Annotated in this window: 15 protein-coding genes; 12 read left to right on the top strand and 3 right to left on the bottom strand. The window is 70.6% G+C overall.

Features of this window, described 5'->3' with window-relative positions:
• Positions 1-422 precede the first annotated feature (422 nt).
• From PROPJV5_RS05950 to PROPJV5_RS05930, 5 genes are all read left to right on the top strand, one after another.
• Positions 423-2387 carry a PTS mannitol transporter subunit IICBA gene (locus PROPJV5_RS05950; RefSeq protein ID WP_119715429.1) on the top strand — a complete coding sequence of 655 codons (1965 nt, stop codon included), beginning with the start codon at positions 423-425 and terminating at the stop codon, positions 2385-2387.
• A 5-nt stretch (positions 2388-2392) separates the two neighbouring features.
• Positions 2393-3439: a zinc-dependent dehydrogenase gene (locus tag PROPJV5_RS05945; RefSeq protein WP_119715428.1), complete on the top strand. Its 1047-nt coding sequence runs from the start codon at positions 2393-2395 to the stop codon at positions 3437-3439.
• A gap of 493 nt (positions 3440-3932) precedes the next feature.
• Positions 3933-4157, top strand: coding sequence for an NIL domain-containing protein (locus PROPJV5_RS05940; protein ID WP_119715427.1), 225 nt, complete (start codon positions 3933-3935; stop codon positions 4155-4157).
• 268 nt (positions 4158-4425) lie between these two features.
• Positions 4426-5874 (top strand): APC family permease, encoded by a 1449-nt coding sequence (locus PROPJV5_RS05935; protein ID WP_119715426.1) that lies wholly within the window; start codon positions 4426-4428, stop codon positions 5872-5874.
• Positions 5875-5947: 73 nt separating this feature from the next.
• Positions 5948-6682: a hypothetical protein gene (locus PROPJV5_RS05930; protein WP_147385365.1), complete on the top strand. Its 735-nt coding sequence runs from the start codon at positions 5948-5950 to the stop codon at positions 6680-6682.
• A gap of 107 nt (positions 6683-6789) precedes the next feature.
• Here the strand turns inward: PROPJV5_RS05930 and PROPJV5_RS05925 are convergent, their stop codons facing one another.
• Complete coding sequence (locus tag PROPJV5_RS05925; RefSeq protein ID WP_119715424.1) at positions 6790-8355, bottom strand: aspartate:alanine exchanger family transporter; 1566 nt, start codon at positions 8353-8355, stop codon at positions 6790-6792.
• Between the two features lie 340 nt (positions 8356-8695).
• Between PROPJV5_RS05925 and PROPJV5_RS05920 the strand changes: the two genes are divergently transcribed.
• Genes PROPJV5_RS05920 through PROPJV5_RS05910 form a run of 3 tightly spaced genes read left to right on the top strand, consistent with a single transcriptional unit; the run spans position 8696 to position 12557 of the window.
• Positions 8696-9457, top strand: coding sequence for a DeoR/GlpR family DNA-binding transcription regulator (locus PROPJV5_RS05920; protein WP_119715423.1), 762 nt, complete (start codon positions 8696-8698; stop codon positions 9455-9457).
• Positions 9454-10464: a 1-phosphofructokinase family hexose kinase gene (locus PROPJV5_RS05915; RefSeq protein WP_119715422.1), complete on the top strand. Its 1011-nt coding sequence runs from the start codon at positions 9454-9456 to the stop codon at positions 10462-10464. Before PROPJV5_RS05920 ends, PROPJV5_RS05915 begins: the two co-directional genes overlap by 4 nt.
• A gap of 26 nt (positions 10465-10490) precedes the next feature.
• Positions 10491-12557: a PTS fructose transporter subunit IIABC gene (locus tag PROPJV5_RS05910; protein WP_119715598.1), complete on the top strand. Its 2067-nt coding sequence runs from the start codon at positions 10491-10493 to the stop codon at positions 12555-12557.
• 145 nt (positions 12558-12702) lie between these two features.
• Here PROPJV5_RS05910 and PROPJV5_RS05905 read toward each other — a convergent pair whose 3' ends face one another.
• Entirely contained in the window at positions 12703-13602 is a 900-nt protein-coding gene (locus tag PROPJV5_RS05905) for a sulfurtransferase (protein ID WP_119715421.1), read from the bottom strand.
• Between the two features lie 226 nt (positions 13603-13828).
• Between PROPJV5_RS05905 and clpB the strand changes: the two genes are divergently transcribed.
• Positions 13829-16432 (top strand): ATP-dependent chaperone ClpB, encoded by a 2604-nt coding sequence (clpB, locus tag PROPJV5_RS05900; RefSeq protein WP_119715420.1) that lies wholly within the window; start codon positions 13829-13831, stop codon positions 16430-16432.
• 102 nt (positions 16433-16534) lie between these two features.
• Here the strand turns inward: clpB and PROPJV5_RS05895 are convergent, their stop codons facing one another.
• A complete protein-coding gene (locus PROPJV5_RS05895; protein WP_119162906.1) occupies positions 16535-16717 on the bottom strand; it encodes an Rv0909 family putative TA system antitoxin in 183 nt (60 codons plus the stop codon).
• 143 nt (positions 16718-16860) lie between these two features.
• Here PROPJV5_RS05895 and PROPJV5_RS05890 point away from each other — a divergent pair, with 143 nt between their 5' ends.
• From PROPJV5_RS05890 to PROPJV5_RS05880, 3 genes are all read left to right on the top strand, one after another.
• A complete protein-coding gene (locus PROPJV5_RS05890; RefSeq protein ID WP_119715419.1) occupies positions 16861-17691 on the top strand; it encodes a spermidine synthase in 831 nt (276 codons plus the stop codon).
• Between the two features lie 238 nt (positions 17692-17929).
• Positions 17930-19528 carry an alpha/beta hydrolase gene (locus PROPJV5_RS05885; protein ID WP_182858593.1) on the top strand — a complete coding sequence of 533 codons (1599 nt, stop codon included), beginning with the start codon at positions 17930-17932 and terminating at the stop codon, positions 19526-19528.
• Positions 19529-19711: 183 nt separating this feature from the next.
• On the top strand, positions 19712-20335 hold the full coding sequence (locus tag PROPJV5_RS05880; RefSeq protein ID WP_119715417.1) for a class E sortase: 624 nt from the start codon (positions 19712-19714) through the stop codon (positions 20333-20335).
• Position 20336 lies beyond the last annotated feature (1 nt).

Below are 20336 nucleotides of genomic sequence, written 5' to 3'. Positions count from 1 at the left end.
TGCGGCGGTGCTGTGCCCGCAACGGCTGCGCCTGCGCCAAAAGGGCCCTCGGGTCCGGCGCGGGGCGTGGGCGATCGTGCAGGGGCTGTGCCCGACGCCGTTGGATCCTGGGGCTTCGCGCGGGGTATGGGCCCGTCGCCTCCGACACCCGCCAGTGGCGCCGCCCCTCGGGTCTTCGCCCGGGGCGGGGGCCCGTGCGTCCGCAATGAATGCGACCAGCGCCACCTCGGGTTCCGCGCGCGGGGCGGGGGTGGCTTGGTGCGTCGGTTGCGGGGTGGGGTGCCGGTCTGCGCATCCATGTTGGAGCTTGCCCGAATAAGTTTCTGGTTCTGTCCCCTTGACAACAGAAACCAACACAACCAGAATCGAACACAGATCAAAGCAGATCCTGCCGTTCGCGGCACCGTTCATCAGGAGATTCGATGTCTCTACCTGACGCAACAGTCAACAAGAACCTTGAGGGCAGGGGCGTCCGTGCCTCGATCCAGCGTTTCGGCAGCTTCCTCGCCGGGATGATCATGCCGAACATCGGTGCCTTCATCGCCTGGGGCTTCGTGGCGGCCCTGTTCATCTCGACCGGGTGGATCCCCAACGAGAACCTCGTCACGTTGAGCGATCCCATGCTCAACTACCTACTCCCGCTACTCATCGGCTACACCGGCGGCCGGACCGTCCACGGCACCCGTGGCGCCGTCGTCGGCGCGATCGCCACGATGGGTGTCATCGTCGGCGCCGAGATCCCCATGTTCATCGGCGCCATGGTGATGGGCCCCCTCGCGGCGTGGCTGCTCAAGAAGATCGACGGCTTCCTCGAGTCCAAGGTCCCCTCCGGCTTCGAGATGCTCGTCGACAACTTCTCGCTGGGCATTCTCGGCCTGCTCCTGGCCATCCTCGGCCACCAGGGCATCGGCCCGCTGGTCAACCTCTTCATGGGGTGGATGGCCGCCGGCGTCGACTTCCTCATCGGTCACCACATGCTGCCCCTGGCCTCGATCCTCGTCGAGCCCGCCAAGGTGCTCTTCCTCAACAACGCGATCAACCACGGCATCCTCACCCCGCTCGGCACCGAGCAGGTGCACGCCGCCGGCCAGTCGATCCTGTTCATGGTGGAGTCCAACCCCGGCCCCGGCCTCGGCCTGCTGCTGGCCTACTGGGCCTTCGGCGCCAAGCACATCCGCCAGTCCGTGCCCGGCGCGGTCATCATCCACCTGTTCGGCGGCATCCACGAGATCTTCTTCCCCTACGTGCTCATGAAGCCGAAGACGATCCTCGCCACCATCGCCGGCGCCATGTCCGGCCTGGCCGTTGGCACCCTGCTCGGGGCCGGCCTGTCCGGCCCGGCCTCGCCGGGCTCGATCATCGCCTGGTTCCTCATGTGCCCGCGCAGCGGCTACCTGCCGATGATCGCCGACTTCGTCGTCGCCACTGCGGTCTCGTTCCTCGTCGCCGCGGCGCTCATCCGCCCCGACAAGAAGAAGGACGAGGCGGCGGCCGCCGCCGAGGAGGGCGGTGCCGTTGCAGCGGAGGCGACCGCTTCCGAAACGGCCGCCTCGCTCCCCAGCGGCGATTTCGACGCGGCCTCCCTCACCAGGCTGGTCATCGCCTGCGACGCCGGCATGGGCTCCTCGGTCATGGTCGCCTCGACCATGAAGAAGAAGCTGGCTCCGTACGGCGTCGAGGTCATCCACACCCCGATCGACTCGATCCCGTCCGACGCCACCGTCGTCCTCACCCAGGAGGGCCTGGCCGAACGGGCCCACGCCAAGGTGCCGCAGGCCGCCGTCGTCCCGTTCAAGAACTACGTCGGCGACCCGGTCTTCACCGAGGTCGAGGAGAAGGTCAAGGCCGCCCACTCCGGTGGCTCGCAGGCCGCCGAGGCCCCTGCCGCCGGTGACGGCGACGCCGCCGTGGCGGTCGCTGCCGCCCGGGCCACCCGCAAGAAGAAGTCCCTGGCGCCCGACATCCTGCCCGCGGAGGCCATCAAGCTGGGTCTGAGCGCCGTGGACAAGGACGACGCCGTCCGCCAGGCCGGTCAGGTGCTCGTCGACGTCCAGGCCGCCGGCCCCGAGTACGTCGATGGCATGATCGAGCGTGAGGGCCAGGTGTCCACCTACATGGGCGAGGGCTTCTCGATCCCGCACGGCACCAACGAGGCCCGCGCCCACATCAAGCACGCCGCCCTGGGGTTCCTGCAGTTCCCCGACGGCGTCGACTGGAACGGCAAGACGTGCTACGTGGCCATCCCCATCGCCTCGGCCTCGGACGAGCACATCGGCATCATGTCAGCACTCGCGAGCGTGCTGGCCGACAAGAACAGGGCGGAGCAGCTGCGCACCGCCACCACCGTTGAACAGGTGCAGGAACTCCTTGCACCGGAGGAGGACTGAACACAATGAAGGCACTGCGTTTCCACGCCCCCGAGGACGTCAGGCTCGAGGACGTCCCCGAGCCCGAGTGCGGGCCCGACCAGATCAAGATCAAGGTGAAGAACTGCTCCACCTGCGGCACCGACGTGAAGATCTTCCACAACGGGCACCAGAACATCACCCGCGTCACGACGATGGGCCACGAGGTGGCCGGTGAGATCGTCGAGATCGGCGCCGATGTGACCGGTGACTGGAAGATCGGCGACCGCGTCCAGTCGATCGCCGCCGTGCCCTGCGGCGAGTGCTACGAGTGCCGGAAGGGCTGGATGCAGGTCTGCCAGAACCAGACCAGCGTCGGCTACCAGTACGACGGCGGTTTCGCCGAGTACATGATCGTGCCGGCCGAGGTGCTCAAGGTCGACGGCCTCAACAAGATCCCCGACGGCGTCGGCTACGACGAGGCGAGCGCCGCCGAGCCCTTCGCCTGCGCCATCAATGCCCAGGAGCAGCTCGGTATCGAGGAGGGCGACTTCGTCGTCATCTTCGGCGCCGGCCCGATCGGCTGCATGCACACCCGCATCGCCCGCGGCGTGCACAAGGCCGGGACGATCGTCATGATCGACATCAACGCCGAGCGGCTGGCGATGTCCGCCCAGGCCGTCAGCCCCGACATCACGATCGACGGCTCCACCGAGGACGTCGTCGCCAAGGTGATGGAGCTCACCGGCGGCCGCGGCGCCGACGTCATCATCACCGCCACCCCGGCCAACGTGGCGCAGGAGCAGGCGCTGGCGATGGCCGCCCGCAACGGTCGCATCTCGTTCTTCGGCGGGCTGCCCAAGACCAACCCGACGATCACCTGCGACTCCAACCTGGTGCACTACCGCCAGCTGCACATCCACGGCGCCAACGGCTCGGCCCCCGAGCACAACAAGCGCGCCCTGGCCTACATCGCCTCGGGCCAGGTGCCCGTCGCCGACCTCATCACCCGCCACATCCCGCTGGAGAACGCCCTCGACGCCTTCGACGTCGTGGCCAAGGGTGAGGCCATCAAGGTCACCGTCGAGCCCTGACGGCTCCGTACCACGGTGAAGCCGTGACCGGCACGGTGCCCCCGCCCACTCCACTGAGTGGGCGGGGGCACCTGCGTGTCCGGGACTGGTGGGCCGGCGGTGGAGCGCGCCTGCAAGCCGGGCCACTCGGGAGTGTGCCGAGCGATGGCGCAGACTCGGGACGGCCACGCCGTGAGGGACCGGCGTGGCCGGTCCGGCCGGCACGGCAGGATCTCGGCGCCCGTCTCGCCGGGTTACATGCCGGATGTCGGCGTGAGGCCTGTCCACCCAGTGGACGGGGTACTTGGCCTCGCCGCGCCGCCCGGCCTACACTCTCAGGCATGTTCCAGGTGACGCGTGCGCGAATGCCGCGGTTCACCATGCCCGCTGACCGTTGTTGTCAGTGCTGTTGCGCCCGCTCCTGACGGCGTCCCACCGGTGAACGGTCCGGCGCCCGTCGGTACGCAGCAGGCACCGCCCCGGCACCAACCACCACGACGCCCAGGAACCGATCATGACTCTCGACTTGTTCTTCGTCCAGAAGGACGCCACCCGCTCCGTCCTCGACAGGCTCACCACCGACCTCGGCCTCGCCTCCCGCGTCACGGGCAGCCGCACCACCACCATGGAGATCTTCCCGGTGCACGTGACGACCGTCGAGTTCGACGCCGACGCCGACGCGCAGACCGCCGCCACGAGCTGGTTCGACGCGCACGGCATCCACTGGATCGCCCGCTGATCCGCGCGGGCACCGGGCGCTGGGCGGACGGAACCCGGGCCGGTCGTTCGCCACGGGCCGGGCCTGCCGCCCGTCCATCCCCGCCCTGCCACTCGCCCCGGACCCCGTGCAGGGCCTACGATCGTCCAGGTGCCCCTGCCCGCCGGGACCGGGGGCGGTTCAGGCGCGCGCCGGCCGCGCGGCCGGGAAGGCAGATGTGACAGCGACAACGGATCAACCCACCAGGGCGAACCGCCCCGCCGGGGCGGACCACTCCACCGACACGCGCATGGCGCAGCGGCAGACCGGGCGCCTGCAACGCACCCTCGGCCGCTTCGACATCGTCTTCCTCATCTTCTCGGCCGTCGTCGGCCTCGAGATGCTGGGCTCGGTGTCGGCGCAGGGGCCGGAGACCTTCACCTGGCTGGTCTTCCTCATCATCGTCTTCCTCGTCCCCTACGCCCTGATCTTCGCCGAGACCGGCTCGGCATTCCCCGGCGAGGGCGGCGTCTACCTGTGGGCCCGCCGGGCCTTCGGACGCCCCGCCGCGGCCGTCGCATCCGCCCTCACCTGGATCACCCAGCCTGTGTGGGTGGGCGGGTCCATGGCCTTCCTCAACGCCGAGGCCGCCCGCACCTACCTCGTCCACTTCCACGAGGGATCGGCCGCCGACTACGCCTTCAAGATCTGCTTCATCTGGATCACCGTGCTGGCCGCCATCTTGTCGCTGTCGAAGGCCAAGTGGATCCCGACGGTGGGGGCCTTCTTCAAGCTCGGCTTCATCGCCCTGTTCGTCGGCACCGCCATCGTCTACGGGGCCAGGGACGGCATCCAGCCGCTGGGCGGCTCCGACTTCGTCCCGACCAAGGAGGGCTTCATCACCCTCATCCCGCTGCTGCTGTTCGCCTTCCTCGGCTTCGAGAGTTCCTCGAGCGCCTCGGGCGAGATGAAGAACGCCCAGCGCGACGTCTCGGTCTCGGTGCTGCGGTCCTCGGCGATGGCCGGCGTCTTCTACACGATCCCCGTGCTGACGATCCTGCTCGTCATCCCGCCGAGCCAGATCGACGGCGTCTCCGGGCTGCTGGCCGCCGTGTCCACCGTCTTCTCGGTCTACGGCGAGGCCGCCCCGGTCATGATGACGCTCGCCGTCGCCATGTTCACGCTCGCCAACATCGGCCAGGGCGCCGCCTGGATGATCATGTCCGACCGCATGCAGGCCATGGCCGCGGCCGACGGCTCGTTCTTCGGCGGCTTCTTCGGTCGCTTCCACCCCAGGCTCGGCACGCCGATCCGCGTCAACCTGCTGTCGGGCGTCGTCTCGACCAGCTTCATGATCGCCGCCATGAGCCTCACCGGCTCCAGCGCGGCCCTTTTCGACGTCGTCCTCGGCGTCTCGATCACGACCTACCTGTTCAGCTATCTCATCGTCATCCCGGCCGCCATGAAGCTGCGCCTGTCCGTGCCGGAGGCCGTGCGGCCCTTCCGGGTGCCCGGCCCCAACGGAGTCTTCAGCGCGCTGTGCATCATCACCACGGCGTTCGTCGCCCTCGGCTCGTGGGTGAGCATCTTCCCCGGCACGCTCGAGACGCTGATCGGCATCGACTACGACTTCTCACAGGCCTCCGGCGTCTCCTACGCCTCCTTCGAGGCCCTGACGCTGGGTACGCTGGCCTTCATCGTCCTGCTCGCACTGGTCGGCTACATCCGCGGCAGGAAGGTGCGCGAATACGTGGGCTGAACCCCGCGGCCGCCCGGTGGACCGGGCCGGTGTGGGAAGATCGAGGCGAGATCCTCGTCCATCAGGGAGCGACATGAGAAAGATGCGTCTGACGGCGGTCGTCATGGCCGGTATCCTCGCCGTGGGCGGCCTCGCCGGCTGCGGCTCCGACGAGAACGGCTCGGCCGACGGTGCCTCCGCATCGAGCGCGACGCCAACCCCGACCCCCACCCCGTCCGTCGCGCCCGAGACTGCCCTGCAGCAGATGAACGACGCCATCGCCCAGGTCTCGTCGGTGCACGTGGTGGGCAGCTGGCGCATCGACCAGGAGGGGACGATGCGCAACGCGGACATCCTCGGCACGGTCGACGGCTCGAACGTCTACGCCATGGTCACCGAGGACGACCGGTCCGCCGAGATCGTCGTCGTCGACGGCACCACCTACGTGCGCGGCAACGAGGCCTACTGGACTGCCAACGGGATCACCAGCGAGCAGTACGAGTTCATCAAGGACAAGTGGGTCAAGGTCGGTGCCGAGGACAGCGAGCGGCTCGGCAAGTCGACCGCACCGAGCGCGCTCATCGACCTCGTCATGGCCGACCTCGACACCAGCACGGTCAACCGCGCCAGCGTCGGCAGCACAGAGGACGGCGCCGAGACCTGGGTGTTCTCGGACGGCCACAACACCGAGTTCGTCATCGACCCGGACACGAAACTGCCGATCTCGATGACCGACGGCGCGAGCACGTTGACCTTCGACCGCTGGGACGACGTGCCGGTGCACGAGCCGCCGGCCGCCGAGGAAACGGTCGACGGCACCGGCGGCTGAGCCGGATCGCCGACCGGAACGGGTGAACCCGACCCGGGGGTTTCCTGCGGATTCCAGCCCCGGGAGGACGACCGGCGGCCGTAGCAGCCCGGGCCGCAGCGGCCGGCTCAGGCCAGCGCGATCACCTGCACGAGCAGGATCTTGACCACCGTGCCCAGGGCGAAGAGGGCGCCGTAGGCCGAGTCGATGCGTTCGTCGTTGACGAGCGAATTCGCGTAACCGAGCACCGCCGGCTGGCCGACGAATCCGGCGAACCCGCCCGCGGCGCGCTGCGCCGACAGCCCGAGCCGGTTGGCCGCCAGGAGCAGCCCGCCGCCGCCCAGGGCCAGGCAGCCGGCCGAGACGAGCACGACCTTGAGACAGTCCCAGCTGAGCAGATCGGACCGGAAGGCCGGGCCCGTCGCGAGGCCGACGCAGGCCAGGAAGATCATGAGGCCGAACTGGCGCAGCACCTGGTTCGTCGCATGTGACAGCTGCCAGCGGAAGGGCCCCGTGCGGTGCAGGGCGCCGAGCACCATGCCGGCGATGAGCGGCCCGGCCGCCGCGCCGAGGCTGAACCGCAGGCCACCGGGCAGCGGCACCGAGACGGCGCCGGCCAGCAGGCCGATGGCGATCCCCAGGCCGAGTGTCAGCGCATCGACCTGGGATACGCGGGCCTCCGAGTCGCCGAAGAAGTCCTGGGCGTCCCCGAGCCGCCCGCGGGGCACGACCGCCAGTACCCGGTCGCCGGGCTGCAGGACGAGGTCGTCGGTGGCGAGCATCTCCAGGTCCCCGCGGCGCACCCTGGTGACCAGCCCGTCGCACTGCTCCCGGACGTCGATGTCGCCGAGGGCCCGTCCCGCCAGGTTCGGGTTCGACACGACGAACCTGCGGAAGTCGACGTCGCGGCGGTTCTCGGTGAGGACGTGCCGGGTGCGGTAGCCGAGGAAACCGACCGCCTCGTTGACGTCGGCGGGCATGCCCACGACGAGGACCTCGTCGCCGCGGTGCAGTTCGTCGCGCCGGCTCATGACGCGCATCTGGCCGTCGCGCAGCAGATAGCTCATGCGGATCCGCGACGGCCAGCCGGGAATCTGCTCGATGGCGGTGTCGCGGGTCACCTTCGTGCTGACCGCCTTGATGCCGGCCTCGGCCATCGAGACGTTGTCGCGCCTGCTGGGCCAGCGCCGGGTGGCGACGAGGGCGACCATGATCATGGCGACGACGACACCGGTCGGGTACGAGACCGCATAGGCGAACAGGGTGTCGGGGTCGTCGCCGGTGGCCTGCTGGGCGGCGTCGATGGCGGGGGAGGTGAGCACGCCGGCGAACAGGCCCGAGACGTGGGCCGGGGTCAGGCCGGCGGCCCTGCCGGCGACGACGCCCGCCCCCGCCGTGAGGATCAGTGCCGCGACGCTCGCCGCCATGAGCGTCCACTGGCGCCTCAGGTCCGTCAGGAAGGTGGCGCCGGCCGACAGGCCGACCGCGTAGCAGAACAGGACGACGCCGAGCTGCCTGACCAGGCCGAGCCCGTCGCCCAGCCCCGGATCGACCATGCCGACGAGCAGGCCGACGAAGAGCGCGCCGGCGGCACCGAAGCGCAGCGGACCGAATCTGATCTGGCCCAGCAGCGCCCCGAGGGCGAGGACACCCATGATGGTGAGGAGCGGGTGCGCGACGAGATATGCGATCATTCCTGGCCCTGGACGCTCGGTTCTGGTGGACGTCCGTGCCGGAGCCGTCGGCGCGGGCGGCGCCTGACCACTGCGCTGCGGACCCGTCGAGCCTACCGCCGTCCGGTGGGAGGGCCCTCAGAACCTGAATGTTGGGATGAGTGAGTTCTTGTGGGTCAAAGGGCTAGCTTTTTCCCGGAGATCCCGCTAATGTCCAACGCATAACAACATTCAGTGGGCTGGGAACGTGACGCGGTCAACGACGGGGTTGCGATGATCCTCCCGGCCCCGCTCCGAAGGCGATGCGAGGAGTATCGCCCTGACACCGGCTCCACGGCGGTTCCGGGCAGGAGGTGGGCGGATGTATCCGCAGGAACGCCACAAGTGGCTCGTCGAGCACGCGCGCCAGAACGGCCGCGTCTCGGTGGCCGAGGCCTCCGCCCATCTCGGCGTCGTTCCCGAGACGATCCGACGCGATCTCGACACGCTCGACGCCAAGGCGCTGCTGCGGCGCGTCCACGGCGGCGCGATCCCCGCCGACTTCGACCAACTGGGTGACGCCCCGCTCGACACCCGCGACGCCTCCGCGGTCGACGAGAAGGAGCGCATGGCCCTCAAGGCGGTCGAACACCTGCCGGCGGACGGCGGCACGGTCCTGCTGGACGCCGGCTCCTCGGCCGCGCGGCTGGCGGCCCACCTGCCGGCGGACGCGCACTTCATCGTCTTCACGAACTCGGCCCCCATCGCCGCCCAGGTCGGGGCGCGCACGAGCTGCGAGGTGCGCCTCGTCGGCGGGCGGCTGCGCGGCACGACGGCCGCCACCGTCGGCAATGTGGGCGAGTTCGAGCGGCTGCGCGTCGACGTGGCCTTCATGGGGACCAACGCGCTCTCGGTCGAGCACGGCCTGTCGACCCCCGACGTCGACGAGGCCGCCACGAAGACAGCCATGATCGGCGCGGCCCGCACCGTCGTCGTCCTCGCCGACTCCCGTAAGATCGGCGCCGAGTCCACAGTGCGTTTCGCCACACTCGACGACATCGACGTCCTCATCACCGACACCGGCATCCCACACCGTCAACTCGAACTCATCCAGAACAAGGACCTGAAGGTGGTCTGCGCATGATCGTCACAGTCACTCCCAACCCGAGCCTCGACCGTTCCGCGGCCCTGTCCGCGCCCATCGTCCGCGGCCAGGTGCACCGCCTGACCGACATCACCACCGTCGCAGCCGGCAAGGGGGTCAACATCTCGCGCGCCCTGCACAATGCGGCCGTCCCGACGCTGGCCGTCGTCCCGGCCCCCGAGCACGACCCGCTGCTCGAGGGCATGGTCGCGGCCGGCATCGACCATCGCGGGGTGCCCGTCACCCACGCGGTGCGGACGAACCTGACGGTCACCGAGCCCGACGGCACCACCACCAAGTTCAACGAGCCCGGGGCCGAGCTGAGTGAGGCGGAACGCGCCCGGCTCGAGGACGCCGTGCTCGCGGCGGCCGACGGGGCCGACTGGGTCGTCATGACCGGCTCCCTGCCGCCCGGCCTCCCCGCCGACTGGTACGCCCAGATGGTGCCCAGGATCCGCGCCCGCGGCGCCCGGGTCTGCGTCGACACCTCGGACGCCCCGCTCCTGGCACTGGCCGAGGCGCTGCCGCAGGCCGCCCCCGACCTGATCAAGCCCAACTCCACCGAACTCGCCCAGATCTGCGGCGGCGACGGCGAGGCCATGGAGGAGGCCGCCGCGCGCGGCGACTTCGACGCCGTCCTCGACGGGGCCCGCGGCCTGGTCGCCCGGGGCATCGAACGCGTCATGGTGACCCTCGGCGGCGCGGGCGCCCTGCTCGTCACCGCGAGCGGCGCCTGGCACGCCGTTTCCGCGCCCATCGAGGTGCGCTCGACCGTCGGAGCGGGGGACTCCTCCCTGGCGGGCCTGCTCATCGGGCTCACCGGCGACGCCGATGAAGACGCGGCCCTGGCAGGGGCCGTCGCCTGGGGCACGGCCGCAGCCGGCCTGCCCGGATCCACCATTCCCGACCCCGACCTCGCGGCGCAGGTGCAGACCAGCGTCACGGCCGTCCAGACACCCACCGAAGGCGCCCGGCCCCAGCAGCGCGCCGAACACATCCCATCCTGAGAACATCCTGGTTAGGAGAAATGTTCATGTCCGAGTCCATCATCGAGCCGGAGATCGTCGCTCTCGACGTCGATCTCGGCTCGACCAAGACCGAGGTCATCACCGCCTTGGCCGGCATCATCGCCGCGGCGGGGCGTGCCGAGGCCGAGGGTCTGACACGCGATGCGCTGGCCCGTGAGGAGAAGTTCCCCACCGGCATGCCCGGCCGCTTCGCCATCCCGCACTGCCGCTCCGAGGCCGTGAGCAGGTCCTCGCTCGGTTTCGCCAGGCTCGCCAATCCCGTCGACTTCGGCGGCAAGGACGGCCCGGCCGACATCGTCTTCCTCATCGCGGCCGGCGCCGACGGCGGCGAGGAGCACATGAAGCTGCTCACCAAACTGGCCCGCGCCATGGTCAAGAAGGACTTCGTGCAGTCACTGCGCGAGGCCCCCGACGCCGACGCGATCGTCACCCTGGTGCGCGGCATCGTCGAACCGCAGCCCGCCGCGGCCGAGCCGGCCCCCCAGGCCGCAGCGGCCGCTACCGAGGCGGCCGATGAGGCCCCGGCCGCGTCCGGCGAGGCCCCCAAGGCCCGCATCGTCGCCGTCACCGCCTGCCCCACCGGCATCGCCCACACCTACATGGCCGCCGATTACCTCACCGAGTCGGCGAAGAAGGCCGGCGTCGAGTTGCAGGCCGAGCCCCAGGGCTCCTCCGGCTACGAGCCCCTGCCGCCCGAGGTCATCAAGTCCGCCGACGCCGTCATCTTCGCCACCGACGTGGGCGTCAAGGGCCGCAACCGCTTCGCCGGCCTGCCCGTCATCGAGTCCGGCGTCAAACGCGCCGTCAACGAGCCCGACGTCATGGTCGCCGAGGCCATCGCCGCCATCGGCGACCCCAACGCCCACAAGGTGCACGCCGTCGCCGAGGGGGCGAGCGCCGACGCCGAGGAGGAGGCCTCCCAGCTCGGCTGGGGCAAGCGCATCCAGCAGTCCCTCATGACCGGCGTCTCGTACATGATCCCCTTCGTCGCCGCCGGCGGTCTGCTCATCGCCCTCGGCTTCCTGTTCGGCGGCTACGAGATCGCCGACAACGGCCTGGACATCGCCCTGGAGAACAGCCTCGCGAACCTGCCCGAGGCCACCGGCCACGCCCTGGCCGGCTCGGCCCTCATGACCTACATCGGCGCCGTGCTCTTCGCGGTCGGGCAGGCAGCCTTCGGCTTCCTGCTGCCGGCACTGGCCGGCTACATCGGCTTCGGCCTGGCCGAGCGTCCCGGCATCGTGCCCGGCTTCGTCGCCGGCGCGATCGCGTCCCTGACCGGCGCCGGCTTCATCGGCGCCATCGTCGGCGGCCTGGTCGGCGGCTTCGTCGCCTACTGGTTCACCACGCTCAACGCGCCGCGCTGGCTGCGCGGCCTCATGCCGGTCGCCGTCATCCCGCTCGTCGGCTCGCTGATCTCCGGCGGCCTCATGTACGTCGTCCTCGGCCGGCCGCTGGCCTGGCTCACCACGACGATGAACAACGCTCTGTCGGGCATGAGCGGCACCTCGGCGATCATCCTGGGCATCATCCTCGGCCTCATGATGTGCTTCGACCTGGGTGGCCCGATCAACAAGGCCGCCTACCTGTTCGCCACGACGAACCTGGACATCAACAACGTCGGCTCGATGCGCGTCATGGCCGCGACGATGGCGGCCGGCATGGTGCCCCCGCTGGCCCTGGCCCTGTCGACGGCCCTGCGCCCGAAGTACTACACGCCCGCCGAACGCGAGAACGGCACGGCGGCCTGGCTGCTCGGCGCCTCGTTCATCTCCGAGGGCGCCATCCCGTTCGCCGCGGCCGACCCGCTGCGCGTCATCCCCTCGATGATGGCTGGCGGCGCCGTCACCGGTGCCCTGTCCATGGCGCTCGGCGCCGCGTCCATGGCCCCGCACGGCGGCATCTTCGTCTTCTTCGCCATCGAGAGGTTCTGGGCCTTCGTGCTGTCGATCGTTGTCGGCGCGATCGTCGCGGGCCTGCTCGTCACCGTGCTCAAGGGCGCGGCCTGGCGCAAGAAGAACGCCGAGTCCCAGCAGGAGGCGGCCCCTGAGGCAGAGGCCGTAGCCGCCTGACGGCCGACAAGGACCACTTCTCCGCTTCGCACACCCAGTGGCGCCCGGGCTCCGGCCCGGGCGCCACTGGCATTCCCGGCCGGGCCATCACCCCGGCCCCACGGCGTTCAGAGGGGAGGGGCCGGGGTGCCTGCGCTGTGCCGGCTCAGGCCTCGCCGGTCACGACCGCCCCGCCGTCGGGGCGCCCCCACTGAGACCAGGAGCCGTCGTAGAGCAGCCCGTCACCGCGCCCGACCAGTTCCAGGGCGAACAGGATGACGGTCGCCGTGACCCCCGAGCCGCAGGACGCGACGGGCCGGGTGCCCGGTGGGATCGCGGCGTCGAGGATCCGGCGCAGCTCGTCGGGTGAACGCATGAGGCGTCCGTCCACGAGCAGTTCGGTGAAGGGCAGGTTGACCGCGCCGGGCATGTGGCCGGAGCGCAGCCCCGGGCGCGGCTCGGGCACCTGCCCGGTGAAACGCTCGTGGGCGCGGGCGTCGACGACGGTGAACCCCGGATCGGTCAGCAGCGCTTCCAGCCCCGCCAAGGGCACGACGGCCGGCTCGAAGCTCCCGGTCGCCGTGAAGTCGCCTGGTTCGGGGCCCTGGCGCGGGTCGGCCTCCTCGGGCCAGGGCTCGGTGGGCAGGCCGGCGTCCAGCCAGGCGGGCAGGCCCCCGTCGAGGACGCTGACCCGGCCGTGCCCGGCCTGCCGCAACATCCACCGGGCCCGCGGCGAGGAGAAGATCCCCGTGCCGTCGTAGACGACGACGTGACCGGCATCGTCGACGCCCAGCCGGCGCACCTGCTCCTGGAAGTGCTCGATGCCGGGCAGTGTGTGGGGAAGGTCCGAGCCGGGCGCGGCCATGGCCTCGTCGTGGTCGAACCACCGGGCGCCCGGGATGCGCGGCGAGGACGGTGACGGGCCCATCGTGGCGTCGAGCACCACCAGGCCCGGCTCGCCCAGGTGCTCGGCGAGCCAGGACACGTCCACCAGCGCGGGTGCTCCCGCCCCGGTTCCGGCGGCGGGACCTGGCGTCCGGGTGCTGTCCGGTGTCGTATCGCTCATCGGTGCTCCTCTCGCGGGGCGACGCTGTTCCGGCTGACTTCAGCGTACTGGGAGCTGAGTCGTCATCGAGCAATTCGCCGCGTGGGGCTGGGCCGGTCCATGCCCTGTGGAGCTGCCCTTCACGAGGGCGTACCTCGTCCGCGTGGCCCCAGATGGAATAGATACCCCTCCCCAAGAGTTGAGTGAGGTAGACTCAACTTAGTCTTCGTTCGAGCAAGAAGGACCCATGGACACCGAGAAACTCACCACGATGAGCCGTGACGCGGTCACGACCGCTGTGCGGCTGGCCCTCACCGAGGGCAACCCGACCGCCGAGCCCGTGCACCTGCTGCACGCCATGCTGATGGTGCCGGAGAACTCCGTCGGTCCGCTGCTGAGCGGCGTCGGCGCGGATCCCGCGCGCATCGACGCCGAGGCCCAGCGCGCCATCAAGCGACTCCCCAGCACCAGCGGCTCGTCGGTCTCCCAGCCCCAGCTGTCCGGCGCATTCGCGCGCGTCATGGCCGACGCCGAGAACCGGGCCGACCGGCTGGGCGACCAGTACGTCAGCACCGAGCACCTGCTCATCGCCCTCACCGCCGTGGCGGGCGAGGCGCAGACCATCCTGTCCGGCGCGGGCGTGGGCACCGAGGCCCTCGAACAGGCCTTCAACGAGTCCCGCGGCGACCGGCGCATCACCAACCCCGAGGCCGAGGGCGGCGAGAGCGCGCTCGACAAGTACTCCGTCGACCTCACCAAGGAGGCCGCCGACGGTAAACTCGACCCCGTCATCGGCCGGGACGCCGAGATCCGGCGCGTCGCCCAGGTGCTCAGCCGCCGCACCAAGAACAACCCGGTGCTCATCGGCGAACCCGGCGTCGGCAAGACCGCCGTCGTCGAGGGCCTGGCCCAGCGCATCGTCAAGGGCGACGTGCCCGACTCGCTGCGCGGCCGCCGCCTCGTCTCGCTCGACCTGTCCTCCATGGTGGCCGGCGCGAAGTACCGCGGCGAGTTCGAGGAACGCCTCAAGGCCGTCCTCAAGGAGATCCAGGAGGCCTCCGGCCAGGTCATCACCTTCATCGACGAGCTGCACACCGTCGTGGGGGCGGGCGCCTCCGAGGGCTCGATGGACGCCTCGAACATGCTCAAGCCCATGCTCGCCCGCGGCCAGCTCCGCCTCATCGGCGCCACGACCCTCGACGAGTACCGCGAGCGCATCGAGAAGGACCCCGCCCTGGAACGCCGCTTCCAACAGGTGTTCGTCGGCGAGCCCTCCGTCGAGGACACCGTCGCCATCCTGCGCGGCCTGCGCGAACGCTACGAGGCCCACCACAAGGTGCGCATCACCGACTCGGCACTCGTCGCCGCCGCGCAGCTCTCGCACCGCTACATCACCGGCCGTCAGCTGCCCGACAAGGCCATCGACCTCGTCGACGAGGCCGCCAGCCGGCTGCGCATGGAGATCGACTCGAGCCCCGAGGAGATCGACAACCTGCGCCGCCAGGTCGACCGGCTCACGATGGAGCAGTTCGCCGTCGAGAAGGAGGACGACCCCGCCTCCAAGGCCCGCCTGGCCCACCTGAGCCAGGAGTTGGCCGACGCGAAGGAGGAGCTGCGGGGCCTGGAGGCCCGCTGGGCCGCCGAGAAGGAGGGGCTCAACAGGGTCGGCGAGCTGAAGACCCAGATCGACGCCCTGCGCACCGACGCCGAGCGTTACACCCGCGATGGCGACCTCGCGCGCGCCAGCCAGATCCTCTACGGCGAGATCCCGGCCCTGGAGAAGCAGCTCGACGAGGCCACCGCCGCCGAGGAGGACGGCCAGCGCACCGCGATGGTCTCCGAGGAGGTCACCAGCGAGGACATCGCCGAGGTCATCTCGGCCTGGACGGGCATCCCCGTCGGCAAGATGCTCGAGGGCGAGAGCACCAAACTGCTCGACATGGAGAACCGGCTGGCCGTCCGCCTGGTGGGCCAGGAGACCGCGGTGAGGGCGGTCTCCGACGCCGTCCGGCGCGCCCGGGCCGGCATCTCCGACCCGAACCGGCCGACCGGCTCGTTCCTGTTCCTGGGCCCCACCGGCGTCGGCAAGACCGAGCTGGCCAAGGCACTGGCCGAGTTCCTCTTCGACGACGAGACCGCCATGGTGCGCATCGACATGAGCGAGTACATGGAGAAGCACGCCGTCTCGCGCCTGGTCGGCGCCCCGCCCGGCTACGTCGGCTACGAGGAGGGCGGCCAGCTCACCGAGTCGGTGCGGCGCCGCCCCTACTCGGTGGTGCTGCTCGACGAGATCGAGAAGGCCCACCCGGACGTCTTCAACATCCTGCTGCAGGTGCTCGACGACGGCCGCCTCACCGACGGGCAGGGGCGCACCGTCGACTTCCGCAACACGATCCTCATCCTCACCAGCAACCTCGGCTCGCAGTACATGGCCGATCCGACGCTGAACGAGCAGGAGCGCCGCGACCGGGTGATGGCCGTCGTCCGCGACGCCTTCCGGCCCGAGTTCCTCAACAGGCTGGACGAGGTGGTGCTCTTCGACGCGCTGAGCCGCGAGGACCTCGACCGCATCGTCGAGATCAACCTCGACCGGCTCAACCGGCGGCTGGCAGAGCGCCGGATCGCGGTCGAGACCACCGAGGCGGCCCGGGCCTGGCTGGCCGACACCGGCTACGACCCGGTGTACGGCGCCCGCCCGCTGCGCCGCCTCATGCAGACCACCGTCGAGGACCAGCTGGCCCGCGCCATGCTGTCCGGCGGCGTCACCGACGGCCAGCGCGTCCGCTTCGACCAGGACGGTGGCACGGGTCTGCGCATCGCCGAGACGATCGACGAGGATCAGCGGGACTGAGCGGGCCGGGCCGGTGGGCCCCGGCGACGGGAACCGTCTCGGCTCCCACTGACACGGCGGAGGTGCCGCACCCCAGGGGTGCGGCACCTCGTCATGTGCAGGTCACTCGGTGCCGATGGCCTTGTCGGCCTTCTCGGCGGCCTTGTCGATCTGTTCGTCGAACTTGCCGCCAGTGACCTTCTTCGCCGTGTCCTTCGCCTTGCCGAGGAGCTGGTCGCTGGCCTTCTCGACCTGATCGCTGTGGAGCGCGTCCCCGGCCTTCTTCGCGAGATCATCCAGACCCATGCAGTTCTCCTTTCGTCGGCCAGACGGGCGCCGGGCGGCACCCGCCGCACCCCATCGTGCCAGCCGGTCGTCCCGGCCGCCAGCGCGGCGCTAGCCTGGCCACGTCCCGCCGGGCCGGGGCCGTCGAGTGGGGGAGGGGCGCGATGGGCGAGCAGCCGCACGGCGATTCCGTCCTGCGTGTCGTCCCCGACCGCTACGTGCCGGGTGCCTTCGTCGTCGCTGGCGGCGGGGTGGAGCACTCGTTCGTCGACCCGGCCGATCCCACGCACGTCGAGTTCCCCTACATGGAACGCATCTGCGAACTGATCGACCTGTGGGCGCCGGCCGGTGAGCGCTTCCGCGTCGTCCACGTCGGGGGCGCGGGCATGACGCTGGCCCGCTACGTCGCGCACACCCGCCCGACCTCGCCGCAGATCGTCCTCGAACCGGACGCCGGGCTGACCGCGGAGGTGCGCGAGAAGCTGCCGCTGCCGCCGCGCTCCGGCATCAAGGTGCGTGCCCAGGACGGCCGCACCGGCCTGGCCGCCATGCCCGCGGACTACGCCGAGATGGTCATCGTCGACGCCTTCACCGACCTGTCCGTGCCCGGCGAACTCGTCACCCGGCAGGCCTTCGCCGAGTACGCCAGGGTGCTCACCCCGCGCGGCGTCGTGGTGCTCAACGTCACCGACACCAGGCCGTTCGGCTGGGCCCGCGGCGTCCTGGCCGGGGCCGCCACCCGCTTCAGCGAACAGGCGGTCAGCTCCGAACCGGCGATCCTCAAGGGCCGCCGCATGGGGAACCTCGTCATGTTCGCCTCGAACCGGCGGCTCCCCATGGAGGACCTGCTGCGCAGGGGCGCCTCGGCGGTCTTCCCCTACCGCTGGATCCAGCCCGACGAGATGACCCGCTGGCGCGGGCGGGTCGAGCCCTTCGACGACACGGCGCCCGTACCCAGCCCGATATCGGGAGACACCCGGACGCGCTTCTCGTGACGGCCGGTCGTACCCCGGAGCCGTCATCGCGTGCGCAGCGGCGTGCGATGGGGTACGCGGCGGACGGGTCGGCGCCGGTCAGCCCGGCCGGAGAGATCGAGGTTCGGCCGATGACGTCGGGCCATGATGCTCCACCCGCGGGCTGACGCGCCCCTCCCGGCGGTGGAGGCATGCGGCGGACACAATTCGTCCACGAGGGGGAACTGCTATGAGCAGTAGTGACCCTACGCTTCCCTTCATGCGAATCGCTTTCCAGAACGGCAGGGCGTGGCTACTGCCCCTGACGTCCGCCATAGTGGCCGGCATCATGATCTCCGGCTGCGCCCAGGGCTCCATCGAGCCCGTCGCCATATCCCCCTCCGCAGCCCCCGTACCCAAGGGGCTCGAGGACTTCTACCTGCAGAAGGTGTCCTGGCAGACCTGCGAGGACGACAGGGACTACCAGTGCGCGACCGTCCAGGCGCCCCTCGACTACGACGATCCCGCGGGTAAACGCATCGACTTGGCGCTCAAGAAGCTCCCCGCGAGCTCCGGCAAGCCCATCGGCTCCCTGCTCGTCAACCCCGGCGGCCCCGGCGGTAGCGGCCTGGAATACGTCAGCGAGAAGGAGGCCTTCACCAAGAACCTGCGAAGGTCGTACGACATCATCGGTTTCGACCCCCGCGGCGTCGGCGAGTCAACCCCGCTGACCTGCCTGAGCCCTGAGGAGATCACCGAGGCGACCGAAGCCGTGAAGAAGGGGGAGGACCCCCTGGGCGCGGAGGAATCGGCGGGTTCGGGGGAGGACTCGGCCCAGGGCTCCACCAAGTCGGCCGTCGAGCTGGCCGCGGCGTGCGAGCAGAACTCCGCGCAGGGCCTGCTCGACCACATGGACACCGCGTCGGTGGCCAGGGACATGGACATGCTGCGCGCCCTCGCCGGGGACTCGAAGCTGCACTACTTGGGCGCCTCGTACGGAACCTACCTCGGGGCCAGGTACGCGGAGATCTTCCCCGACAACGTCGGACGCATGGTACTCGACAGCGCCCAGGACCCCTCACTGCAGCAGGCCCAGTTGCGCATCGACCAGGCGGCCGCGCTGGAACGGGCCCTCGACACCTACATCGAGTCCTGCCAGGCCGGCTTCGGCTGCCCGCTGACCGGGGACTTCGAGGAAGGCAAGGCCAAACTCAAGGATCTGATCGACCGTGCCGACGCCGAACCGATCCCCGTGGGCGAGTCCGGGGAGGCCCTCAACGGGCGGGACATGGTCACCGGCATCGGGAACCTGCTCTACGACGACCGGCTCTGGCCGGAACTGAACGAGGCGCTGAGCAAGGCGATGACCGACAACGACGCCACGGCCCTCAACGACCTGATCGACCCGCAGGATCCCGACGAGACCCCGGAGGCGGCCGCCAGGAAGCTGGCCAACCAGGCCGCCGACCGGGCGGTCGACTGCCAGGACTACCCGGTCAAGGGCGACCATGCCGCCTGGGAGGCCGAGGCTGCCAGGATCAAGGAGGTCGCACCGATCATGGGCGAGGGCCTCGCCTACCAGGACGCCTTCTGCCAGGGGTGGGGCCACCACAGCGGGCACGAGCCCGCCGAACTCACGTCGACCGGGGCCGCGCCGATCCTCGTCCTCGGCGTCACCGGCGACCCCGCAACCCCGTACGAGTGGGCCCAGGCCCTGGTCTCCCAGCTCAAATACGGCCGTCTGGTGACCGTGACGGGCAACGGGCACGGCGCCTACCAGCGGCTGGGCGACTGCGTCAACGACACGGTGGACACCTACCTGCTGCGTGGCGAACTGCCCGGCGAGGACCTTGTCTGCGAGGGCAAACTTCAGAAATGACGGCCGGGTGCCCATCGGCCGGCAGCCGCAGGCGAGCGGCCACGATGCGGCGGTCATGCCGTGCAGCCCCGCACGGCTGCCGTGCTCGTCCCGCCATCGTCCGAGGCGGGGCGTGACCTGCGCCCTGGCCTTGCGTCTGGTTCGGTCCGCACCCGGCAGAGGGCGGGCCATAAGCTGGGGGCCATGGTCGGGCACGCGCAGGGGAGACGGTCACGGCTGTTCGGCGTGGTCGTCGGCGTCCTCGTGCTGGCCGTCGTGGCCGGTGCCGCATGCATCGCCTGGGTCGGCTGGGGCTCCACGGCCTGGGCCTCCTCGCACCAGGCGGACGCGCTGGCTACCTACCGCGCCGGCTGCACCGGGCAGGAGTTCGACGCGGCCGCCGACGGCGAGGTCATCGGCTCGCTGTCCATCCCGGCGCTGGACGTCGAGGCCCCCATTCGCAAGGGCACCGGCGGTGTCTCGCTGCGCGGCGGGGTCGGCTGGTACCCCACGAGCGCCGAACCCGGACAGGTCGGCAACTTCGCCGTGGCCGGCTACCGCGTCGGCTACGGCCAACCGTTCGCCGGCCTCCTCGACCTCGACGAGGGCGACGAGATCACGGTGCAGGTCTGCCAGGACACCTACACCTACGTCATCGACGTGGCTCCGCGCGATCTCACGGTGGCCTCCGACGACGGCTGGGTGCTCGACGCGGTGCCGGGGCGTCCCGAGCAGCTGCCGACGGAGGCGGTCATGACGCTGACCGCGAACCAGGATCTGCTGCCCACCGGCGACCGTGCGGTCGGGTTCGCGCACCTGCAGGAGTAGC

It is taken from the genome of Propionibacterium ruminifibrarum, from assembly GCF_900289195.1.
In the GTDB taxonomy this organism is placed as follows: Bacteria; Actinomycetota; Actinomycetes; order Propionibacteriales; family Propionibacteriaceae; genus Propionibacterium; species Propionibacterium ruminifibrarum.
Note: the sequence above shows the minus strand (reverse complement) of the source record. Positions and strands in the feature narration are given on the sequence as shown.